The organism is uncultured Pontibacter sp., from assembly GCF_947502515.1.
Classification (GTDB): Bacteria; Bacteroidota; Bacteroidia; order Cytophagales; family Hymenobacteraceae; genus Pontibacter.
The window spans coordinates 522390-544143 of the sequence record NZ_CANNAI010000001.1; the positions used below are offsets into that span (position 1 = coordinate 522390).

General features: G+C 49.2%; 20 protein-coding genes and 1 riboswitch. Of the genes, 10 read left to right on the plus strand and 10 right to left on the minus strand.

All coding sequences use genetic code 11. The features are described 5' to 3' along the window. Positions 1-20: 20 nt before the first annotated feature. The 5 genes from Q1A54_RS02535 to Q1A54_RS02555 all read right to left on the minus strand — a co-directional run bounded on the left by Q1A54_RS02535 (position 21) and on the right by Q1A54_RS02555 (position 5060). Positions 21-431 (minus strand): ATP-binding protein, encoded by a 411-nt coding sequence (locus Q1A54_RS02535; protein ID WP_196119862.1) that lies wholly within the window; start codon positions 429-431, stop codon positions 21-23. After that, positions 424-762 carry an STAS domain-containing protein gene (locus Q1A54_RS02540; RefSeq protein WP_040574303.1) on the minus strand — a complete coding sequence of 113 codons (339 nt, stop codon included), beginning with the start codon at positions 760-762 and terminating at the stop codon, positions 424-426. Before Q1A54_RS02540 ends, Q1A54_RS02535 begins: the two co-directional genes overlap by 8 nt. Before the next feature lie 19 nt (positions 763-781). Continuing rightward, on the minus strand, positions 782-2857 hold the full coding sequence (locus tag Q1A54_RS02545; RefSeq protein ID WP_299984819.1) for a GAF domain-containing SpoIIE family protein phosphatase: 2076 nt from the start codon (positions 2855-2857) through the stop codon (positions 782-784). Positions 2858-3060: 203 nt separating this feature from the next. Continuing rightward, on the minus strand, positions 3061-4530 hold the full coding sequence (gene guaB / locus Q1A54_RS02550; protein WP_007657832.1) for an IMP dehydrogenase: 1470 nt from the start codon (positions 4528-4530) through the stop codon (positions 3061-3063). Positions 4531-4742: 212 nt separating this feature from the next. Next, entirely contained in the window at positions 4743-5060 is a 318-nt protein-coding gene (locus Q1A54_RS02555) for a rhodanese-like domain-containing protein (RefSeq protein WP_299984821.1), read from the minus strand. A 106-nt stretch (positions 5061-5166) separates the two neighbouring features. Between Q1A54_RS02555 and pnuC the strand changes: the two genes are divergently transcribed. From pnuC to Q1A54_RS02575, 4 genes are all read left to right on the plus strand, one after another. Beyond that, the gene (gene pnuC / locus Q1A54_RS02560; protein WP_299984823.1) at positions 5167-5790 is read left to right on the plus strand and encodes a nicotinamide riboside transporter PnuC; all 624 of its coding nucleotides are present in this window, start codon (positions 5167-5169) and stop codon (positions 5788-5790) included. 146 nt (positions 5791-5936) lie between these two features. Next, positions 5937-6113 (plus strand): hypothetical protein, encoded by a 177-nt coding sequence (locus tag Q1A54_RS02565; protein ID WP_196114218.1) that lies wholly within the window; start codon positions 5937-5939, stop codon positions 6111-6113. 645 nt (positions 6114-6758) lie between these two features. Then, positions 6759-7280 carry an ATP-binding protein gene (locus Q1A54_RS02570; protein WP_196114219.1) on the plus strand — a complete coding sequence of 174 codons (522 nt, stop codon included), beginning with the start codon at positions 6759-6761 and terminating at the stop codon, positions 7278-7280. Between the two features lie 14 nt (positions 7281-7294). Continuing rightward, a complete protein-coding gene (locus tag Q1A54_RS02575; RefSeq protein ID WP_299984828.1) occupies positions 7295-8170 on the plus strand; it encodes an aldose 1-epimerase family protein in 876 nt (291 codons plus the stop codon). A gap of 66 nt (positions 8171-8236) precedes the next feature. Here Q1A54_RS02575 and Q1A54_RS02580 read toward each other — a convergent pair whose 3' ends face one another. Further along, complete coding sequence (locus tag Q1A54_RS02580; RefSeq protein ID WP_007654857.1) at positions 8237-8485, minus strand: hypothetical protein; 249 nt, start codon at positions 8483-8485, stop codon at positions 8237-8239. A 232-nt stretch (positions 8486-8717) separates the two neighbouring features. Next, positions 8718-8815, plus strand: a riboswitch (TPP riboswitch). 62 nt (positions 8816-8877) lie between these two features. Here Q1A54_RS02580 and Q1A54_RS02585 point away from each other — a divergent pair. The 3 genes from Q1A54_RS02585 (at position 8878) to ruvB (ending at position 14303) form a co-directional block, all read left to right on the plus strand. Beyond that, the gene (locus Q1A54_RS02585; protein ID WP_299984831.1) at positions 8878-11352 is read left to right on the plus strand and encodes a TonB-dependent receptor; all 2475 of its coding nucleotides are present in this window, start codon (positions 8878-8880) and stop codon (positions 11350-11352) included. 511 nt (positions 11353-11863) lie between these two features. Continuing rightward, the gene (locus Q1A54_RS02590) at positions 11864-13042 is read left to right on the plus strand and encodes an acyl-CoA dehydrogenase family protein (protein WP_299984833.1); all 1179 of its coding nucleotides are present in this window, start codon (positions 11864-11866) and stop codon (positions 13040-13042) included. A gap of 217 nt (positions 13043-13259) precedes the next feature. Beyond that, the gene (gene ruvB / locus Q1A54_RS02595; RefSeq protein WP_007653991.1) at positions 13260-14303 is read left to right on the plus strand and encodes a Holliday junction branch migration DNA helicase RuvB; all 1044 of its coding nucleotides are present in this window, start codon (positions 13260-13262) and stop codon (positions 14301-14303) included. A 98-nt stretch (positions 14304-14401) separates the two neighbouring features. Here the strand turns inward: ruvB and Q1A54_RS02600 are convergent, their stop codons facing one another. Then, positions 14402-15448 (minus strand): amidohydrolase family protein, encoded by a 1047-nt coding sequence (locus Q1A54_RS02600; protein WP_299984836.1) that lies wholly within the window; start codon positions 15446-15448, stop codon positions 14402-14404. A 172-nt stretch (positions 15449-15620) separates the two neighbouring features. Next, a complete protein-coding gene (locus tag Q1A54_RS02605) occupies positions 15621-16067 on the minus strand; it encodes a RidA family protein (RefSeq protein WP_299984838.1) in 447 nt (148 codons plus the stop codon). A 268-nt stretch (positions 16068-16335) separates the two neighbouring features. Between Q1A54_RS02605 and queG the strand changes: the two genes are divergently transcribed. Beyond that, positions 16336-17283: a tRNA epoxyqueuosine(34) reductase QueG gene (queG, locus tag Q1A54_RS02610; RefSeq protein ID WP_299984840.1), complete on the plus strand. Its 948-nt coding sequence runs from the start codon at positions 16336-16338 to the stop codon at positions 17281-17283. On the opposite strand, the gene Q1A54_RS02615 is transcribed toward queG, so the two are convergent. Then, positions 17274-17465, minus strand: coding sequence for a hypothetical protein (locus Q1A54_RS02615; RefSeq protein ID WP_007653987.1), 192 nt, complete (start codon positions 17463-17465; stop codon positions 17274-17276). The genes queG and Q1A54_RS02615 overlap by 10 nt on opposite strands. Before the next feature lie 290 nt (positions 17466-17755). Here Q1A54_RS02615 and Q1A54_RS02620 point away from each other — a divergent pair, with 290 nt between their 5' ends. Next, on the plus strand, positions 17756-19195 hold the full coding sequence (locus Q1A54_RS02620) for a BatD family protein (RefSeq protein WP_299984843.1): 1440 nt from the start codon (positions 17756-17758) through the stop codon (positions 19193-19195). After that, positions 19192-20271, plus strand: coding sequence for a chorismate synthase (gene aroC / locus Q1A54_RS02625; RefSeq protein ID WP_299984845.1), 1080 nt, complete (start codon positions 19192-19194; stop codon positions 20269-20271). Before Q1A54_RS02620 ends, aroC begins: the two co-directional genes overlap by 4 nt. A gap of 86 nt (positions 20272-20357) precedes the next feature. On the opposite strand, the gene Q1A54_RS02630 is transcribed toward aroC, so the two are convergent. After that, positions 20358-21749, minus strand: coding sequence for a sodium:proton antiporter (locus Q1A54_RS02630; protein ID WP_196114228.1), 1392 nt, complete (start codon positions 21747-21749; stop codon positions 20358-20360). Positions 21750-21754 lie beyond the last annotated feature (5 nt).

The following is a 21754-nucleotide window of genomic DNA, read 5'->3' on the forward strand; positions in this document are numbered from 1 at the left end:
TAAAAGTGTGCAGCTCAGCCCTATTTAATTTTTTTGTAGAGGAGGCAGGTGTTCTGCCTATCGTCTGACTCGAATTCCACGCGGTCCATGATGCGGTTGACGAGGGCGATGCCGACGCCCCCCTTTTTGCCGATCCGGATATGCTCTTCGATGTTAGGCTCTTTGTATTCTGAGCGGCGAAAAGCCACGCCATTATCGGTAATCTCGAATTTGAGCATCCCGCTCTTCTCCGTTATGGCCATTGAAATGGATTTGGAAGGATCTTCCTGATTGGCGTGGATGATGAGGTTCGCGCATATCTCATCCACAGCCAATACGATCTGATTCATCAGGATATCTGTCAGTTTGTAGCCTGCCAGATACTCCGTGACGAAGTCCCGTATTTGCTTCAGATTTTTTTTAGTACAGCTAACTGTAATTTTATTATTCATCAGCAATGGTCATGGCTTCCTCGTAATCCGAAACGATAGTCATGAGCAGGTCAAGGCCCAGGATTTCGAACACGTTGCGCACTTTGTCCTGCATGTTGTAGAAAATGAGTTTGATCTGTGCATCCTCAAATCGCTGCAGGTGCGAAATGAATACCCCAAGGCCCGCAGACGAGATGTAGTTCAGGTCTTTGCAGTCTACCAGGATCTTGCTGTAGGTCATGATCTCGGGGTCGGAAAGCGCTTCATCGAGCATAACTGATGAGCTTGCGTCCAGTTCACCATCCAGGGTGATGATGATTGTCGTGTCTTTGATTTGGTTAGTAATTTTCATCGGCATCCTTTACGTATAACTATTCACTAGGTTGAGTCGGCTTAAACTTGATGACAAGCAGCGTCTGGTCATCATATAGGTTTTCTGTGGGACCGGTAAAGTCCTCCAGGTCGTTAATAATAGCACACTTGATATCCTCGGCCTCCAGGTGGTAGGTCTGGGTGAGCATGTAGCGCAATCTGTCCTCTCCATACTCCTCGTTGGCAGGGCTGCGAGCCTCCACAATACCATCTGTGTAAATCACCATCACATCGCTCGGGTTGTAATCATAATACATTTCCCGAACGTGATTGTTATAACTTTTATCACGAATGATGCCAAGTCCCAGTCCGTCCGTCTGGAAATAGAAAGTGTCATCCATCATGGAGTTGTAGTACAGGGTATGGCAGTGGCCTGCGCGGGCAAACATAAAGCCCTTCATGCGATAATCAATGATGTATAGCGCAGAAGTAATAAAAGAGGTTTTCTCAAGGCAGCGGCTCAGGGCGCTGTTAGCCTGTTTCATGAACTCACTAGGCGGCATATCCTGTTGCATCAGGCCATGGAAAATACCCTTCATCTGGGCCATGTGGAAGGCCGCCGAAATACCTTTGCCCGACACGTCGCCGATAATAATGGCGATGCGTGACTCGCTCAGTTGCAAGAAGTCATAAAAGTCACCACCTACTTCTTTGGCTGCTTTCGCATGCGTGGAAATCTCGAACCAGCTGTCACTCGGGAATTTTTTAGGAATCAGGCTGTCCTGCACAAGTGAGGCAATCTTAAGCTCCTCTTTGTAACGCTCGTTTTGCAACGACTCGTGTACCAGGCGCAGATTTTCGATCGTGAGAATGGTCTGGTTGGTGAAGGTGCGCAGCACATTCACAGTTTCCCTATCAAAGCCCTGCTCTATATCCTTGAGCAGGTATAGCACCCCAAAGAGGTGCTTCTTGGACTTAATGGGCAGAATGATCAGCGACTTCCAGGGCAGTGTCAGGTCCCGGAAGCCAGGGTTACGATCGAGGTTATTGTTGATGTAGTCGATGTGCTGGATGTTGTAGGCCAGCAACAAGTGCCGTATGCGCTTGATCTGCTCTTCTTCTATGGTGAGCTGATGGCACAACTCTATTTCATCTTTTTTCTCGCCTTTGAATATCTCGAGCCAGGCAGCGCTGGCATCGGCGGCCTTTACGGTGCTCTCAAAAAGCATGTCGTATACCTGCTTCTCGCTTTGGCCCTGCTGTATGGACTGGCTCAGGCGCTGGAAGTTGAGTAGGTCTTCGCTCTTTTGCTCAAACACACTCGAGGTAGGCAAGCTGAAGAGCGCTACCAGGAAAGCGGCGAAGGTATACAGCGCTACAAAGAACATGGCCAGCAGCAGGAAACCCACATCGGTATAGTCGATTACAAGCAGCGGACTGTCTGCAAAGTTGTAGAAGAAGTCTGCGAAGATGTAGCAGGCCAGCAGGATAGCGACAAGCAAAATAAGCGACCTGCCTTTCTTGTTGAACGTCAGGTAAGCTACCCATTTGAGGTTGGTGCACAGGAACAAAGTATAGAGCGCGATCAGCCCTAGCAGCGGCATGAAGATCAGGCTGCTGTAGTTGAAGTTGAGCAGTGTGAGAAGCAGCGTAGCAAAGAGCAGGATCTCGTACCAGTCCCAGGCGATCTGGATAAACTTGTTCTTATGGTAGAGTATCAACTGTCGCCACACATAGAAAGCCTTTGCCAGGAACAGCACCAGTAAGCCAAAGTTTACCTGATACACCATGTGCAGCAGCAGTGGCGACTGCACGTTGGAATAGTTGGTAACCATGCGGTACACCATGTACAAGGCAACACTCAAGTAGGCAGCTATACCTCCTTTGGCAAAGATGTTCCAAAGATAACCGATGAAGTCGATACCTTTGAGGTTGTCAGCACTCATGCGCTGGAAGCCAAAGACAGAGATGATGAAAACGACGATCAGAAAGTTGTTGACAAAAGGCAGATCCAGGCCATTGGAGCTTTCCTGCCGCAAGCTCTCTGCCGCCAACAGCACATTAGCCAGCAGGAGCGACCAGCTGACCAGAGCTGAAGTAATAAATAGAGATTTCGCGTTGGTTCTATAAAGCATAAAACGGAAAACCGTGCTTAGTTTTATCGGCGACAGAAAATGGCTTGCCCGAGACTTTATCAGTTTGTAAGGTAAGAAAAATTTTTGCTCTTTGGCCAAGTTGTCGAGGTGAGTTTTTAAAGAACAACTTGCATAACGTAAAAAAGAAGAAGTAGGTTAGCAAAAGGCCAACCTACTTCTTTTATTGTTGTGTTATGAAATGACTAGCGGCTGTAGTTTGGAGCCTCGCGCATGATCTGTACATCGTGCGGGTGACTCTCACGCAAACCAGCCCCTGTTATTTTTACCATCTTGGCGCTTTGGAGCGCAGGTATAGTCGGGGTGCCGCAATAGCCCATACCGGCGCGGATGCCACCCACCAGTTGGTAGATCACCTCTGATACCAGGCCTTTATAGGCCACGCGGCCTACTATACCTTCTGGCACCAGTTTCTTGCTGTCTTTTTCGTTGCCCTGGAAGTAGCGATCTTTCGAACCTTCTTCCATTGCCTCAATAGAACCCATGCCGCGGTACGTCTTAAACTTACGACCTTCGTAGATGATCATCTCACCTGGCGCCTCCTCGGTACCAGCCAACAGAGAACCCACCATCACAGTGCTTGCACCTCCGGCCAGGGCCTTTACAATATCACCCGAGAATTTAATGCCACCGTCTGCAATCACTGGCACATCCGTACCCTCCAGACCTCTGGCGGCTTCCATCACAGCAGAGAGCTGCGGCACGCCTATACCTGCAATCACGCGGGTGGTACAGATACTGCCCGGGCCAACACCCACTTTCACGGCATCGGCTCCTGCATCTGCCAGTGCCTTCGCACCTTCGGCAGTAGCTACGTTACCTGCAATCACATCCAGGTTAGGGAAGTTGTCTTTGATCTTGCGCACTACATCCAGCACACCTTTGGAGTGACCGTGGGCTGTGTCAACGCTGATTACGTCCACGCCAGCTTCTACCAATGCTTTGATGCGGTCCATCACGTCAGGTGTTACGCCCACGGCGGCACCTACACGCAAACGGCCGTACTCATCTTTGCAGGCGTTCGGGCGGTCTTTTTTCTTCAGAATGTCTTTGTAAGTGATCAAACCCACCAGGTTGCCCTCGCCATCCACTACCGGCAGTTTCTCGATCTTGTACTGTTGCAAAATGTCTTCGGCTTTTGCCAGGTCAGTGCCTTTCTCGGCTGTGATGAGATTTTCGGTCGTCATCACGGCTCTCACGGGCTGGGTCAGGTCTTTCTCGAAGCGCAGGTCGCGGTTAGTCAGGATGCCGGTGAGCTTGCCCTTGCCATTGGTGATTGGTATACCTCCGATCTTGTTCTCTGACATGATGCGAACGGCATCGCCGAGCGTAGCATCTTCCTCCAATGTGATCGGATCGAGGATCATGCCGCTTTCAGAGCGCTTCACTTTGCGCACCTGCTCAGCCTGCGCCTTGATCGACATGTTTTTATGGATAATGCCGATGCCTCCTTCCTGTGCCATAGCGATCGCGAGTTCAGCCTCGGTTACGGTATCCATAGCGGCAGAAAGCAACGGGATGTTGATTCTTATGTTGCGTGTAAGCTGTGTGGAAGTATCAGTGTTGTGGGGGAGCACCTCGGAGTAGGCCGGGAGCAGAAGCACGTCGTCGTAGGTGAGTGCCTCAAATACAATTTTGGATTGATCAGCGATCATGGCAAATAAATTAGGGGTCCTTATTTGCCGCGTAAAATTACATAAATTAATCCGGATAATTTAGCAAGAGCTGCGAGAAAATTATTCAAAACCTGCTATACGGCTCCCATCAGAAATATTTTAAAATGTTAATAATTGTTCAGAAGTGCTTGCGGGGAAATGCTACAGAAGAAGAAAGAGAATGCCAGACTTCAGCAGGTATAGCGCTATACTTAGTACACGCGCATAGTGGGATCTACCTGTGTAGCCCAGGCATGAATACCGCCTTTCAGATTTAGCAGATTGTCGTAGCCAAGACGCTGGGCGAGGTAGTTGATGGCTTGTGCGCTGCGGAAGCCATGATGGCAAACCATGACCACCGGTATGTCGCGCCGGATGCGGTTCACCTGCTTGGACAAGTCCCCCAAAGGGATGAGTTCTCCACCCAGGTTGCATATCTCAAACTCCACAGGCTCACGCACATCTACAATCTGCAGTTGGGCGTTGCGGCTTAGTCTCTCTTTCAGTTCCTGTGCTGTGATCTCGTCCATAATAATAAGGCTCCTGTCTTTGCTATACCTTTAGCTTTGGCGTTTTGGTTTCGATTTACAAACTTAGCAACAAATTAGCCTAAATCATGGGCTTACACAGGTATAGATGACAGATTTTTACAATAGCATTCTGGAAGGATTACAGGGCATGAGCCTGGTCGAAGTGGTAGGCGTGATCACAGGTATAGCCGGGGTGTGGCTGGCCGCCAAACAGAGTATCTGGACCTGGCCCATCAGTGTGGTGAGTGTGACAGCTTACGTGTTCATTTTCTACGATGCCCGCCTATACGCCGACATGGGGCTAAACGCCTTTTACATTATCACGAGTTTTTATGGGTGGTATGAATGGCTTTACGGCGGCAAAGGGCATACCGAGCGCAAAGTCACCAACGTTAGGCAGCATGAGTTGTGGGTGTTAATTGCGCTGGTGGTAGCTTTCACAGGCGGCCTAGGTTATTTTCTTGACAACTATACCGACGCCGATTTGTCCTATACCGACTCGGCCACTACAGCTGTGAGTCTGATGGCCTACTGGCTTATGGCCAAAAAGCGCCTGGAGAACTGGTTGGTGTGGCTGGCAGTGGATGTAGTGTACGTGGGAGTTTACACTTATAAGGAGCTATACCTGACAGCTTTTCTGTATTTTATTTTCCTGATTCTGGCCACAATAGGCTATCTGGACTGGAAACGGGACATGGAAAAGGAAGCTGTAGCTCATGTTACAAAGTGATTGTTAGAAATGTCCTGTTTTATGTTTCTATCTTATGCAGTCATGGCATGGTATGTGCCGTACATGAGTGTAGCTGAGGCAATCGTTGAATTTTAGTGCGCCAAAGTATGCGAGTACCTATGTTCCACGCTACAACGACACTATGTATGAAGAACCACAAGATTGAATTGCCGGACGAACTCAAGTATGAGAACCGTATGAAATGGGGCTACGAGTCTCCGGACGAAAGCCCCAAGCGCCTGCTGCTATGTCAGCACGGCGATAGGCACCCCAAAGAGGTGGAGGTGTATAATTTCTATGATTATAGCTTCACTGAGAATTAAGTATTTGCCTGTATTAACTGTCCAGGCTGTAGTATAAAAAAAGGATACATAATCTATGTATCCTTTTTTTATACTTTGATTGCATCAGATCGTTCTATGGATTTGGTTTGTATCATTGCTTACCCTCCGCATATACCCGTCTACCTACTATGATATGTAGTAAACTATAAATAGCAAAAATCTACCTGTTTTTTAAAGTTTTAATAGTGTATTAGGTTAAAGTTCAGTTAGCTAATGGGTGATTAAAGGGTTGCCGTCTGCAAACTAATATAAAACTGTCTCTACCTCTCCTTGCTTATCCTATAAGCTATTGGTGAATGCGCTCGTATCGCTAGAATCTGATCTCAGATTAACGAATGCTCAAAATCGGTTAAACCAACTATGTAAAACGCACACTACCTGTAATGTTGATTTATAATTGAGATGGAGAGGTGGATAGTGATGGATTTAAATATAGTCGGTGCATACAAGCTTAATCAGTAAATCAGACAAAATAACGGTAAAAGATAAACTACTTAAAAAGGAATAGCAGTAGAAGGCTGTTAAATATAACTGCCGCGAGTGGGACCAATCCTGCTGGCGGCAGTTTTTTTATGGCAGGCCCTGTGATGGCGACTTTCAGCATAATTGCCCTACCTTTGCGGTATGCTGAAAGTCGCCATCACAGGGCCTGAGTCTACGGGTAAATCTACGCTGTCGCAGCAGTTGGCCGCGCACTACAACACAGTGTGGGTGCCGGAGTATGCACGCACCTATATCGAAGATTTGGCTAGGCCCTATACCTTGCAAGACCTTGAGGAGATCGCCAAAGGGCAATTGGCTTTGGAGGCACAGGTGCAGCAGGAGGCAGGCCGCATTTTGTTCTCTGATACCGACCTGCTGGTGATCAAAATCTGGAGTGAGCATGCCTTTGGGCAGTGCCCTGACTGGGTGCTTCAAAAACTAAAAGAGCAGGATTATAACCTTTACCTGCTGATGGGCGTTGATTTGCCGTGGGAGCCTGATCCGCAGCGAGAGCATCCGCATTTGCGCCAGTACTTTTATGATTGGTACAAACGAGAGTTGGAGGCGCTGCAAGTGCCCTATCTGGAGATCAGCGGACAGCACGAAGACCGGCTCGAAAAGGCAATCGGGCGTGTCGATGCATTGCTCCGGCAACATACCTAAACCTATACCTGACCATGCTATACTATTTGCAGAATTATAACTTTAAGGTGGGCGTCGAGAGCAAAGGCGCCGAGTTGCAGCATTTCATCAAGTTGGATGAACAGCTGGAGCTTATCTGGCAGGCCGATCCGGCAATCTGGGCGAGCCATGCTCCCAATCTATTCCCGATCGTGGGGGAACTGCCTGAGGGTACCTATACCTACGAGGACGAGATTTTCGCCTTGAAGCGGCATGGGTTTGCGCGGCACAAGGAGTTTAAGCTGATAGAGCAGGAGGAAGATAAGTTGGTGTTCGAGCTTGATGACGATGAAGAAACCTACAAGGTATACCCCTTCAAGTTCAGACTCCTGATCGCTTACAAACTGGAGAATAACAAGCTGTCAGTAACGTACCAGGTATTTAACCGCGACAGCAAGGGCATGTACTTTTCCATTGGCGGCCATCCGGGTTTCAATGTGCCGCTTTACGCTGGGGAGCGCTACGAAGATTACTTTATCGAGTTTGAGAAAGAGGAAACGCTGCACCGCTACCTGCTGACCGATGATGGCCTGCAGAGTGGCGACACAGAAAAGGTATTGGAGCATGATCGGGTGCTACCTCTCAAGCACAGTTATTTCGATAAGGATGCATTGGTGTTCAAGAACCTGAATTCTGATAAGCTTTCCTTGGGGAGCCGCACTAACCAGCGGCGCATCGAGATGACGTTCGAAGGTTTTCCATACCTGGGCATTTGGGCAAAGCCGGGGCCATCGCCTTATGTGTGCATCGAGCCCTGGTGTGGTATTGCGGGTCGTGACGGGGAGTCTGGGGAAATCGATAAAAAGGAGGGCATCAATCTGCTCAGTCCCAAGCATGTATTTGAGCGCACCTTTACCTTAGAAGTCTTATAGTCAAATTGAAAGAACTTCAATCAAAAAGTCCCCTGCTGTATTTTTCGAGCAGGGGACTTTTTGTTTTCATTGCAGGGAAGGTTCCGGAAACTTGGGAACCTTGATGCGTCTCAGGTCATATTGCGGTTCATAATCATTGATGGGCAATGATATGCCGGGTGGCAGGTCCAGATCTGGCAGATCGTCGCCTAGTGGCTCGCCTCCATCGTCATCATTATCAGTAGAGGAAGACCCTCTGAATTTTTTGCGTGGAGCGAAAGCGTAATATGCCAGTATCGTTAGCAGTGCTAAAGTATACAGTAAGCTGATCATCATCACATTTCTTCTTAAACTCTAAAATTGGTTCAGCCGGCCTATTTTCCTGGCAATTCCTACTTGGTATGAGCGGGTGCTTGAAAATGTGCCTTGTATTGTTTTCAACGTAGTTTGCCCGCATGTGGTTATCGGCTTTTGTTAAAATAAAATTGCACTTAACTACTTGATACAGTGGGTTAGCCATAAATTGCCTTAGTCCGTTTTGTTTTCACAGAAAATCAGCCATACCTTTACAGCAGTTTAGGGGTGCCTTATAACAACGGGCTGAGATCATACCCATTGAACCTGATCCGGGTAATGCCGGCGAAGGGAAAAACGCGGGGAAACAATGTAGCAGGCTGCCGGCCCCAGGCAGGTCTGTATGTTTCAACTTATTCTTTTCTTACACACCAATGAAAAAATTACTGATTGTGATGGCAGTCGTACTGTTGCCATTGCAGTTGCTTGCTCAGTACCAACTGAGCGGCTACGTAACCGATGCTGCCAAAAACGAAGCGCTGGCGGGAGCCACCGTTGTACTGGCTGGCAGCAACCAAGTCACCGTATCTGGCCAGGATGGCCGTTTTCAATTTCAAAATCTGCCGGAAGGCGAGTATACCCTGCAGGTTTCTTATCTGGGCTATAACAAAGCCAGCAGACAAATCAGGCTGATTGTTGACACCAGCGTGAACATGGCGCTGCAACCGGCTAGTGTAAGCACTGGTGAAGTGCTCGTGTCGTCTACCCGGGCCAATGAGCGAACAGGTACTACTTTCACGAACGTGACGCGCGAAGAGATAGCCGAGCGCAACTTCGGTCAGGATCTGCCATACCTGTTGGAGCAAGTGCCCTCCGTCGTGGTAAACTCTGACGCCGGCGCTGGCGTAGGCTATACCGGTATTCGCATTCGTGGCTCCGATATCACGCGCATCAACGTAACCGTGAATGGTATACCTGTCAACGACTCCGAAAGCCACGGTACCTTCTTTGTGAACATGCCGGATTTTGCCTCTTCAGTGGAGGACATGCAGGTGCAGCGCGGTGTGGGTACATCCACCAACGGTGCAGGTGCCTTCGGAGCAAGCATCAACATTCAAACCCAAAAGGTGCGCCGCGAGGCTTATGCCGAAACCGATAACAGCTACGGCTCTTTTAATACCTGGAAGAACAATGTGCGCTTCGGAACGGGCCTGATCAACGGCAAATTCGCTTTTGATGGCCGTCTGTCACGCATCAAGTCGGACGGCTACATCGACCGTGCTTTTTCTGATCTGAAATCTATGTACTTCTCGGGTGGCTACTATGGCGATAAGACGACAGTGAAGTTTGTGACTTTCTCAGGGCAGGAGCAAACCTATCAGGCTTGGTATGGTACACCGGAAGCGCTGGTATACGGCAACGAAGCTGACCTGCAGGCCTACATCGACCGCAACGGTATCACAGGTCGTGATCTCGAAAACCTGCGCTCCGCCGGCCGCCGGTATAATTACTATACCTACGACAACGAAACCGACAACTACCAGCAGGACCACTACCAGCTGCACCTGTCGCATGACTTCTCGCCGGAGCTGACTTTCTCCGGAGCGCTGCACTATACCTATGGCCGTGGCTACTACGAGCAGTTCCGAAACAACGACCGCCTCTCCAACTATGGCTTACCCAATGTGCAGATCGGAGATCAGACCATCAGCCGTACCGACCTGATCCGCCGTCGCTGGCTCGATAACCACTTCTTTGGTGCCACTTATGCCTTCCAGTATGATCCGTCAGCCAGGCTAAGCGCTACACTGGGCGGTGCCGTCAACAGGTACGATGGCGACCACTTCGGTGAGGTGATCTGGGCACGCTATGCCTCGACATCCAACATCCGTGACCGCTACTACGACAACAATGCGGTGAAGACGGATTTCAACATCTTCGGTAAACTCACTTATAGCCTGACGGATCAGCTGAGTCTGTTTGGCGACATGCAGGTGCGCACGATCAACTATACCTTCGAGGGTATCGATAACAACTTCGAGAACCTGGAGCAGGAGGTGGATTATACCTTCTACAACCCGAAAGCAGGTATAAGCTACGAAATTAAGCCGGGACATCAACTATACGCCTCTTATGCCATAGGAAACCGCGAGCCGGTTCGCAAAGACTTTACCGAGTCTACTGCCGATAGCCGTCCGAAGCACGAGACACTGCGCAACCTGGAAGCCGGCTACCGTGGTCAGCTTGGATTGGGCGAACTGGTAGGGCGTACACTCAGCGCCAACGTGGAGGCAAATTACTTCTTCATGGATTACAAAAATCAACTGGTGCTGACCGGTGAGATCAATGACGTAGGCGCCTATACCCGTACGAACATTGACCGCAGTTACCGCCAAGGTATAGAGTTAGCCGGAGCAATGCGTTTGGGCGGTTTTGCGAGCCTAAGCAGTAACCTGAGCTATAGCCAGAACAAGTTGCGCGACTTCGAAGAGTACATCGACGATTATGATGATGGTGGCCAGGTGATGAACACTTACCGTGAAGCCTCTATTGCTTTCTCTCCGGATTTTGTGTCGGCTACGCAATTGGAGGTAGAAGTGCTGAAAGGTTTGAAAGCTGCTTTTATCTATAAGACAGTGAGTAAGCAGTACCTGGACAATACCCAGAACGAAAGCCGCATCATACCTGCCTACCAGGTCGGGGATCTGCGTTTCCGCTACACTACTGGTTTCACAGGCGTCCTGAAAGGTCTTGAGCTTGGGCTGCTGGTGAACAACATCTTCAACGAACGCTATGCTGCCAATGGCTATACCTACAGCTACAAAGCAGGAGGGGAGTTAACAACTGAAAACTTCTATTACCCACAGGCCACACGCAATTTCCTGGCTTCTGTCGGCTTAAGATTTTAACATAGATTGAGATTTTTTGGAAAGGCCCCGCCATTAGGTGGGGCTTTTTTTGATCAGAATTTTCAGAATTTTTAAGGATAGACAGGATTGCTTTACCTCAAGTGATAGGGCAGCGTACGCTTGTTTTCTGCTTTAGGGCATGCAACAATTGCATCGGGACGTTGTTAGCATTGAAGTAAACAGGTGCTCAAAGACCTCACAGCGTCTCCGAAGACCTGTGAGTGTCTGTGCCGACGATGGTATTATAAACATACTGATTAAGTATTGTCTTTTTCGCCAATAACAGGTTTTAGTTATACCTCCATTATGCCTACGCTGCCTACGCTGCGTAGCCAACAAGACACTCTAGGTCTTCGGAGACACTGTGAGGTCTACGCACTACCCCGCGCCAGCATTATCAATCCTGAAAATCCGTGGGGGAAGGGGCCTCTATTTTTATTCCTACAAATCCTGATTCAGAAAACTTGTTATATTTGCGTATTACCCTTTCCTTAAAACAACGAAATAAGCTATGGCCTACGAATCATCAGGAGCTCCTGACTACTATAACATTGACGATTTATTGACTGAGGAGCATCTCCTCATCCGCCAGACCCTGCGCGACTTTGTGAAGAAAGAAATTTCTCCAAACATCGAACAATGGGCGCAGGACGCGCACTTTCCATCTGAGATTGTGAAGAAATTTGGTGACGTGGGTGCTTTCGGCCCAACTATACCTGCCGAGTACGGCGGAGGCGGACTGGATTACATCAGTTATGGTATCATCATGCAGGAGATCGAGCGTGGCGACTCCGGTATGCGCTCTACCGCTTCGGTGCAGGGCTCGCTGGTGATGTACCCGATCTACGCCTACGGCTCAGAAGAGCAGCGCAAAAAGTACCTGCCTAAACTGGCGAGCGGCGAGTGGCTAGGCTGCTTCGGCCTGACCGAGCCTGACCACGGGTCCAACCCGGGCGGTATGACAACCAATATCAAAGACATGGGCGACCATTACCTGCTCAACGGTGCCAAGATGTGGATTTCCAACTCACCGGAGTGCCAAGTGGCGGTAGTGTGGGCCAAGAACGAAGAAGGTCGCATCAAAGGCCTGATCGTGGAGCGCGGTATGGAAGGTTTTTCTACCCCAGAGATCCACAATAAGTGGAGCCTGCGTGCCAGCTGCACCGGCGAACTGGTGTTTGACAACGTGAAAGTGCCGAAAGAGAACCTCTTGCCAAATGTGGAAGGCCTGCGTGGTCCGTTGGGCTGCCTTGATTCTGCCCGTTATGGTATAGCCTGGGGAGCCATTGGTGTCGCGATTGACTGCTACGAGTCGGCCCGCAAGTATGCGATGGAGCGTATCCAGTTCGACAAACCGATTGGTGCATTCCAGCTCACACAGAAGAAACTGGCTGAAATGTTGACTGAGATCACGAAGGCGCAACTACTGGCTTGGAGACTGGGTACTCTAAAGAACGAAGGCAAAGCGACTACACAGCAGATTTCGATGGCCAAGCGTAACAACGTGGACATGGCTTTGCAAATCGCACGCGAAGCACGCCAGATCCACGGGGGCATGGGCATTACGGGCGAGTACCCAATTATGCGCCACATGATGAACCTGGAGTCGGTGATCACTTACGAAGGTACGCACGACATTCACCTGCTTATCACAGGGGCAGATATCACAGGTATACCGGCATTTAAGTAAGCTTATCCTTCTACTCAAAGCGAGGAGATTTACAAGTATAAGAAGGCAGCTGCGAAAGTGGCTGCCTTTGCTTTTGCTAATCTGGTTAGATATTTAATGATTTTCTATAAAATAATTAGCAAAATTCATTAAATTCGTAGGCAGAAATGGAGCGAAAGCAAAGCTGAAACTGTTACCTTTAGGTATAGCTTTTAGCTACAATAATACAGTTTATTCTATGAGAGAAGATTATCTCACCGGTAGCAATGACTACATGTCGCCGGTTGAAAAAGACATTGATAAGGCGCTTCGTCCGCTGAGCTTTGCCGATTTTACGGGGCAGGCGAAGGTGGTGGAGAACCTCAAAATTTTTGTGTTGGCGGCCAAAAACCGTGGTGAGGCGCTGGACCACGTGCTCCTGCACGGCCCTCCTGGTTTGGGTAAAACCACGCTGTCGCATATTATCGCTTCTGAGCTGGATGCAGGTATAAAAATGACTTCCGGCCCGGTACTGGATAAGCCGAGCGATCTGGCTGGTTTGCTGACCAACCTCGATGCCAACGACGTATTATTCATCGACGAGATACACCGTCTCAACCCAATTGTGGAAGAGTACCTGTACTCAGCGATGGAAGATTACAAGATCGACATCATGCTCGATTCGGGTCCGAATGCCCGTTCTGTGCAGATTAGTTTGAACCCTTTTACGCTGATAGGTGCCACGACGCGTTCCGGTTTGCTTACCTCACCGCTTCGGGCACGTTTTAGCATCAACTCCCGCCTGGAGTACTATGATGCGGAGTTGCTGACTTCCATTGTGAAGCGTTCTTCAGCCCTGTTGGGAGCGCCTATTCATGATGATGCCGCTTTTGAGATTGCCCGTCGTAGCCGCGGTACACCCCGTATTGCTAACAACCTGCTGCGCCGTACCCGCGACTTCGCCCAGGTAAAAGGCAACGGCACCATTACCGTAGAGATCGCCAAGTTTGCCCTGAATGCGCTCGACGTAGACCACAACGGCCTGGATGATATGGACAACCGTATCCTGAGCACTATCATTGACAAGTTCAAAGGAGGTCCGGTCGGTTTGTCGACCATCGCGACGGCTTGCGGCGAAGAGTCTGAGACGATTGAAGAGGTATACGAGCCATTCCTAATCCAGGAAGGTTACATCAAGCGTACCTCACGCGGACGTGAAGCCACAGAAGCTGCTTACCGCCATCTGGGCAAGATTCCGCCGCAGCAGGTAGTAGCTGGGGGCTTGTTTGATCAATCTGAATAAAAACTGTTTGTGATAAATTTAAAACGGCAGGCCTTAGGTCTGCCGTTTTTATTTTGCAGGTATAGGAAGGGCTGAAAGTCTACTTTTGTCTAACAGCTTTATTTTATCCGCATCCCGCTCTTCCAAATTCCCCAGACATTGCTCAGGGACTCAATATCACTTGTTGGATCACCTTCAACGAGTAAAAAATTAGCCTTACTATTCTCCTTGATAAGTTGGTTCTCCAAAAACTTGAAGGCTATGGCTGGGTTGATGGTCGCCGTTTTTAACACCTCCAAATCACTTAAACCACAGGCCTTGAGTAATCTTAATTCTTCCAGTAGGGCATCATGGTAGTTGATACCCAGGTTCGGCGCATCTGTTCCTGCCAATAAGAGAATCTGGCTTTGGTGTAGTCGATGTACTTCTGTCTGTATTTTCTCAAAAGGCAGGTGGTGCAAGTTAAGATCCTGTTGGTCGGCGTATTGCAGAAGTTTTTTTGTGGCGAATAAAGTAGGGATCACGAAAGGTTTTTGCGCAGTCAGTTGAGCCAGTTGTTCTTCATCCATGGCGCTGTCAAACCAGATGTGAGCAAATCCATTGATCCTCAAATCGCTGATGGCAAGCGCATCCGCCAAGGTGGAAACATGCGCGATGGCTAACTTTTTATGTTGATGAGAGGCCTTAATAAGTGCCCTGATGGTTTCAAAGTCTAAGGTAGATCGTAAGGGCTCTCGAATTATCTTGATATAATCAACGCTTTCAGCTGCCCTGTCACGAACAAAGCGGTTTGCCTCGCCGGCGTGGGAGACTGTGGGCACAGGATAACCTAGCTGTGTACCATGACCACCGGGAGCTGTTGCGCCGGGCCCAGAGGTATAGTAAGTAGCGTAAGGTATAGAATCATTGAATACCCGAAGTTGCTTCGTTTTTTCACTGGATGTGTACAGGTCGAGCACTGTGCCTATACCTTGAGCCAAACTCTCTTTTAGATGCTGCGGTTCGTACACATGGGCATGCGCATTGACCAATAGTGGAATAATAGTCTTGCCTTTTCCATCCACCACAATTGCCGCTTCACCTGCTCTATGCTCTCCGATAGAGATAATAACACCATCCGAAATTAGTACATCGACCTGCTCCCGAACTGTTGAGCCGTCAAACAACCTAACCTGTTTTATTAACACAAGCTGACTGTTGTTTCCACATCCAGAAAGTAAGACGCAGCACAAAAGGACCGCTATTATAAAGGCTTGCGTGAGAGCTCGGGAAAGCATAGCATTTTATCGGTAGAACAAAGCAAATGTATGCTATTCCTGTAATAAGTACATACTAGTGCTACTCCGTCTTGCTGATCTCTGCGATAACCTCTATTTCCAACACGGTGTCTTCCTCAAACAGCCTCGATACCTGAACCCAGGTAGCGGCAGGGGTGTGGGTTCCGTAGTATTTCCTGCGGATAGGCTGGCTTTTCTTGGCTGCTTCGATGTCTGTTGCATACAGGTTTTCCTTCACCACGTGGGTCAGGTCAAGTCCGTATTGCTTCAGGGTTAGTTCGATCGTCTGGTAAACACGCTCCATCGCCTTGTCCATATCGCCTTTCCCGACGGTACCTGACAGGTATAGCATGTTGCCGCTCCGGTAAGCCTGGGCATAATTCCATTCCTGTTCGCCCTTTGGGTGCAAATGAAAGACTTTTCCATTCTGTAATTTCTGGCCCTGTGCCTGCACGGTATAAGCCAAGCCAATCAGAAAGGCAATCAGTAAGAGGAGATTCTTTTTCATAGTTGTGAAGCTTTTATAGGTTTCTTCTGCTATACCTAAGATTATGCCAACTCAGGAATTGTGCTCAGGAGAGCCACAAGCGTGATTTGAGTGATAGTAAATCTGCTCAGTGTGTTCAAAATAGTACAGCACTGTCCAAAAGCGGGCGATTAGGGCAGCATAAAAGCAAAAGGCCTGGTGAGCTTGGCAAAATAGGTGCGAATCGGATTTATTTCTCCGTAAATTTGTTCTTCTCCAGGTATAGCTATACCTGAGCGACACGCATATTTTGAACAAAGCACAATACACATACCTCATCAAGCAGAAAGCGCAGGAACTGGGCTTTATGTACTGCGGCGTTTCCAAGGCTGATTTTCTGGAAGAGGAGGCTCCACGGTTGGAGAACTGGCTCAAGCAGAACATGCACGGGCAGATGCACTACATGGAGAACCATTTCGATAAGCGACTGGACCCGCGCCTGTTGGTAGAGGGAGCCAAATCGGTGGTGTCGCTGCTGCTTAACTACTACCCGGAGAAAGAAAATCAGCAGTCTGAGGAAGATACTTACAAAGTATCAAAGTACGCTTACGGCACCGATTATCACTTTGTCATCAAAGACAAGCTGAAGACGCTACTAAACTATATCAACGCGGAGGTAGGGGAGGTAGGCGGCCGTTGCTTCGTAGACTCGGCCCCGGTGCTCGATAAGGCCTGGGCTAAGAAAAGCGGACTGGGCTGGGTTGGCAAGAACTCGAACCTGATCACACCACAGGTGGGCAGTTTCTACTTCATCGCTGAATTGATCATTGATCTGGAGCTTGAGTATGATGGCCCCATCAAAGACTATTGCGGTTCCTGCACCCGCTGCCTGGATGCCTGCCCGACTGATGCGATCGTGGCGCCTTATATGGTAGACGGGAGTAAGTGCATCTCTTACTTCACCATTGAACTGAAAGACCAGTTGCCAACGGAGATGAACGGGAAGTTTGGAAATTGGATATTCGGATGCGACATTTGCCAGGACGTTTGTCCCTGGAACCGTTTTAGCAAGCCACACCAAGAGCCTGCCTTTGAGCCGCACCCGCAGCTCAAGGAAATGAAAAAATCGGACTGGGAGGAAATCACGCAGGAAGTCTTTGCGCAGCTGTTCAAGAAATCAGCTGTGAAACGAACAGGTTACAATGGCCTAGTGCGCAATATCCGCTTTGTGGAACAAGGCCCCGGTTCTCAGACCTGAGCTCTGGAGAAAACCTTGTTCAACACAAAGAGATACATCTCCGAGAACTTTTCATAGCACCATTGTTTCAGCTGTTTTAGCTCCTCTGGGATCAAAACCTTGAAGGCTTTTCTCAGTTCTTTTTCAAACAGCTTTCTGTCAAAGCTTACCTTCAACAAGATCGTTTTAACGTACTCCAGCATTTTTGTATATGGTAATTCGGTATTCTAATCTGATATACGAAATTAGTCTAAAAAGTTGATTCAGTTTTGATTAATTTGTAGAATTTTTAGTTAATCAGCTGATTTTGAATGATAATGCACTGACGATTTCTATCTCTTAGCTACTAATAGAACGTTCATAAAAGGCTCGTATTTCACAGAAATGGGGAATCAGGGAAAGGTGCAAAAAATTGGAGGGCCCCTAAGAATTGGACAATAATATTCCGGTGGATAGCGACAAGAATTTGTAAATTTGCTATTATACCTGAATTATGCGCCTTACTTTCCTACTTGTGCTGTTATACCTGTCGGTATTGGTGCCTGCCTTTGCGCAGCAGGCCCGTATTGAGTTGGGGAAAAGTCCACTGCCGATCAACACCTACTTCACGGTTTCCATCAGACTGCAGGATCAGCAACTAAAAGACTACTCGCCTTTTCCGGAGATAGAAGGATTCAAAAAAAGTAATCGCTTCTCGTCCACCAAAACGGTCATAGCAGGAGGTAAAACCACCACCGTGCTCACCATTACCCAGAATTACGCAGCCCTGGCCGAGGGCGACTACGAACTAAAGCCGTTTAACATGACCGTGAATGGACAGGCTTTGCAATCTCCCGGCATGAAGATCAAAGTGGGGCCAATGGCTGCTGTCAGTCCGCAGGGGCCTGACCTGGTGATTCCACAGCAGCCGGAGCAGGGAGAGGAGCAGCCCCAGGAGTATGTGGATCAGGAAGACAATGCCTTTCTCACGCTTTATACCGACAAAAAAGAGGTATACGTGGGAGAGGGCCTGAACATTGTGCTCTACTTCTACCTAGCAGAGGAAGATCAACGGCTGCTTGATTTCCATGATTTTGGCAACCAGATAACAGGTATACTTCGTCAACTGAAACAGCCCAATGCCTGGGAGGAGGTGTTTGAAATAGACGAGGTAACTCCTGAGCAGGTGATCGTGCAGGGAAAGCCATACCTGCGCTTCAGGCTATTCGAAGCCGTGCTATACCCGCTCACAACTGAGCCGCTGCATTTCCCGAAGCTTTCACTGCGCATGCTCAAATACAAAGTGGCCGTCAATCCTACCCTACTGGAAGACCGCCTTGAAGGGTACAAGACTTTCTTTGCCCGTGAGCGCATCATACCTGTGAAAGAATTGCCGCCGCACCCGCTGCGCGATGTAGTACCTGTGGGAGAATATACGTTGCGCGAAGGGCTGTCAAGCAAGTCAGTGCCGCTGAACAAAAGCTTTAGGTACATGTTTGAGCTGGAAGGGGAAGGCAATCTGGCTGCGATCATGCCCCCAAGCCCTACTACTACAGGGACGTTAGACTTCTATCCGCCCGATCTGCAGCAGGATATTACGTTGCGTGCCGGACGTGTGCAGGGTATGAAGCGTTTTAGCTACTCGGTGCTGGGACGTGTGCCTGGCACTTATAATCTGGCCGATGACTTTCAGTGGATTTACTTCAATCCGGTGACCGCTACCTACGATACACTGCGATCTGAGCTGAGCGTGACGGTAACAGGTATAGCCGATGCAGGTACCATGGTGCTGGCCCGCGACCTGGGGCCTTTTTACAAGATCATCGAAAACGAAGACCATACACTGGTTAGCATTTACCAGGATGAGGCCATTAAGCGCTATACCAACATCATTCTGCTGGTGCTTTTGGCTGTATCAGGGTTTATCTTCTTAAAATACCGCAAAACCAAATGAGCAACACATACGGCAAGATTTTCAGAATAACCACCTTCGGGGAGTCACATGGCCCAGCAGTGGGCGTGATCGTGGACGGCTGTCCGGCAGGTCTGGAGATAACCACAGACGAGATACAGGCTGCCCTTGACCGCCGTCGGCCAGGCCAGTCAGACATCACCACACCCCGCAAAGAAGAAGATAAGGTAACTATACTTTCAGGCGTGTTTGAAGGTCGTACCACAGGCACGCCTATTGCGATGGTGGTAGGCAACAAGGACCAGGCAAGCCACGATTACTCGCATGTGGCGCAGGCATTCCGGCCGTCACATGCCGACTATACCTATACTGCCAAGTATGGCCTGCGCGATCATCGTGGTGGCGGCCGCAGCTCAGCCCGTGAAACCGTGGCACGTGTGGCTGCCGGTGCTTTGGCCGCTAAACTCCTGCAGCATTATGGCATCACGGTGCGCTCCTATGTGTCGCAGGTGGGCCATGTAAAGCTCCGCAAGCACTATACAAAGCTGGACTTGTCGCAGATCGACAGCAATAAGGTGCGCTGCCCTGATGGGAAAATTGCCGCCCGCATGATCGGCCTGATAGAAGATGCACGCGATAATCTGGATACCATTGGCGGCGTAGTGAGCTGCGTGGTACAGAGTGTGCCATCAGGCTTAGGAGAGCCAGTATTCGATAAGTTGCACGCCGAACTGGGCAAGGCTATGCTGAGCATCAACGCTGTAAAAGGCTTCGAGTACGGAAGTGGCTTTGAAGGTGTGAAGCTGCGCGGCTCGGAACACAACGACCAGTTCTATACCGACGAAGAAGGCAATGTGCGTACCCGTACCAACCATTCAGGAGGTATACAGGGGGGCATCAGCAATGGGCAGGATATCTACTTCAATGTAGCCTTCAAGCCTGTGGCAACCATCCTGAAGCCCCAGCAGACCATTAACGATGCCGGTGAGGAGATCACCCTGCAAGGCAAAGGCCGTCATGACCCCTGTGTGCTGCCACGGGCCGTGCCGATCGTAGATGCAATGGCTGCGCTCGTGCTGGCTGATTTCCTGTTGAGGCAGCGGGTTAATAAGTTGTAATGACCTTTTGTACTTGTTACTGAAATTAAAAAGAGCCGCTTCCTTCACAAAGGAGCGGCTCTTCTATTATAGCTATACCTTAGGTTTTAGAACAGTCTCAGGTGCACCACCAGGAACCAAACCAGCAGGAAGATCGGAAGCAGGAATGGGATAGAGTAACGCAGAATGTAAGCGAAGAATGATGGCATTTTCACACCAGCACTTTCCGCAATCGCTTTAACCATGAAGTTAGGTCCGTTACCAATGTAAGTGAAGGCACCGAAAAGTACGGCTGCTAACGAGATGGCTTCGAGCTGAATCAATGTTTCCATACCTGCGGCAGAAGTACCGGCAGCAAACTGCCTAACATCCTCTACGTTGTTCTGAGCCAGGTCAAACTTTGCCATAGCCAGTGAAAGGAAGTTGGCATAAGTTGGGGCATTATCCAGGAAGCCAGATAGTGAGCCCGTTGCCCAGTACAGGAAATTTGGTGTGATGAAGTTAGCGTAAGCAGGCGACGAGGCAATCTCGGCTGAAAGCTGCAGGGCTGGCATCATGGTAAAGAAGATACCGAAGAACAGGAACACTACTTCCAGAATAGGATGGAAGTTGAACTGGTTACCTGCCAGGGCTTCTTTGCTTGAGAAACGGAAGCACATGAAGGCAGCTGATAGCTGGATTATCTCACGGATGTAAGAGAACTTGTTGCCGTCGTAGTAGATGTGTGGCAGAGCATCGATCACGTTCGGGTCCAGGAACACGGCACCGATAATGATGGCCAGCCAGAACAGGTTACGACGACCGGTGAAGCTGAATTCTGTTTTGCCTGTGCTTGGCTCTGGTGTGTCGAGGTGAGCTACGATTTCATCTCCTTTGTTGCGGCTATCCACAAAATAGAACAGTGTGCAAAGCAGGATGATAGAGATTACCCACGGAATGAAAAGGTGCTGTAGCGTCCAGAAGAACGGTACGCCTTTGATGAAGCCGATGAACAGCGGCGGATCACCAAGCGGCGTCAACAGACCACCCGCGTTACTCACAATAAAGATAAAGAATACGATCTGGTAAGGCTTGAGTCGGTGCGCATTGAGGCGCATAAACGGACGAATCAGAAGCAGGGAAGCTCCTGTGGTACCAATGAAGTTGGCTAAAACAGCACCTACGGCTACCAGCGCCACGTTTATGAGTGGCGTTGCTTTGGCATTCACATTCAGGTATATACCGCCGGCCGCAATGTAGAGGGAGCTAAGCAGTACAGCGAATGTAAAATATTCGGCCAGGGTATGGGCTGGCATGTGTACATCACCCAGCACAAACAGATAGTAAGCCAACACGGTCAGACCAAGTGTAACGGCTATTTTCTTATAGTTGTGTTCCCAAAAGTGCCCGAAAAAGATAGGACCACTTGCAATAAGTCCGATCAGGAGCAGGAAAGGGATAATCAGAAAACCAGGAACGGCATGCTGCGCTTGCGCCAGCAGAATGTAGTTGTAAAGCATGTTAA

Coding starts and splice junctions, on each gene's coding strand:
- Q1A54_RS02580 (WP_007654857.1), bottom strand. CDS start 8,485: ATGATGATCAGCTTACTGTATACTTTAGCACTGCTAACGATACTGGCA.
- Q1A54_RS02545 (WP_299984819.1), bottom strand. CDS start 2,857: ATGCTTTATAGAACCAACGCGAAATCTCTATTTATTACTTCAGCTCTG.
- Q1A54_RS02540 (WP_040574303.1), bottom strand. CDS start 762: ATGAAAATTACTAACCAAATCAAAGACACGACAATCATCATCACCCTG.
- Q1A54_RS02555 (WP_299984821.1), bottom strand. CDS start 5,060: ATGGACGAGATCACAGCACAGGAACTGAAAGAGAGACTAAGCCGCAAC.
- Q1A54_RS02535 (WP_196119862.1), bottom strand. CDS start 431: ATGAATAATAAAATTACAGTTAGCTGTACTAAAAAAAATCTGAAGCAA.
- Q1A54_RS02570 (WP_196114219.1), top strand. CDS start 6,759: ATGCTGAAAGTCGCCATCACAGGGCCTGAGTCTACGGGTAAATCTACG.
- pnuC (WP_299984823.1), top strand. CDS start 5,167: ATGACAGATTTTTACAATAGCATTCTGGAAGGATTACAGGGCATGAGC.
- Q1A54_RS02565 (WP_196114218.1), top strand. CDS start 5,937: ATGAAGAACCACAAGATTGAATTGCCGGACGAACTCAAGTATGAGAAC.
- Q1A54_RS02605 (WP_299984838.1), bottom strand. CDS start 16,067: ATGAAAAAGAATCTCCTCTTACTGATTGCCTTTCTGATTGGCTTGGCT.
- guaB (WP_007657832.1), bottom strand. CDS start 4,530: ATGATCGCTGATCAATCCAAAATTGTATTTGAGGCACTCACCTACGAC.
- ruvB (WP_007653991.1), top strand. CDS start 13,260: ATGAGAGAAGATTATCTCACCGGTAGCAATGACTACATGTCGCCGGTT.
- Q1A54_RS02630 (WP_196114228.1), bottom strand. CDS start 21,749: ATGCTTTACAACTACATTCTGCTGGCGCAAGCGCAGCATGCCGTTCCT.
- Q1A54_RS02615 (WP_007653987.1), bottom strand. CDS start 17,465: ATGCTGGAGTACGTTAAAACGATCTTGTTGAAGGTAAGCTTTGACAGA.
- Q1A54_RS02620 (WP_299984843.1), top strand. CDS start 17,756: ATGCGCCTTACTTTCCTACTTGTGCTGTTATACCTGTCGGTATTGGTG.
- aroC (WP_299984845.1), top strand. CDS start 19,192: ATGAGCAACACATACGGCAAGATTTTCAGAATAACCACCTTCGGGGAG.
- Q1A54_RS02590 (WP_299984833.1), top strand. CDS start 11,864: ATGGCCTACGAATCATCAGGAGCTCCTGACTACTATAACATTGACGAT.
- Q1A54_RS02585 (WP_299984831.1), top strand. CDS start 8,878: ATGAAAAAATTACTGATTGTGATGGCAGTCGTACTGTTGCCATTGCAG.
- Q1A54_RS02575 (WP_299984828.1), top strand. CDS start 7,295: ATGCTATACTATTTGCAGAATTATAACTTTAAGGTGGGCGTCGAGAGC.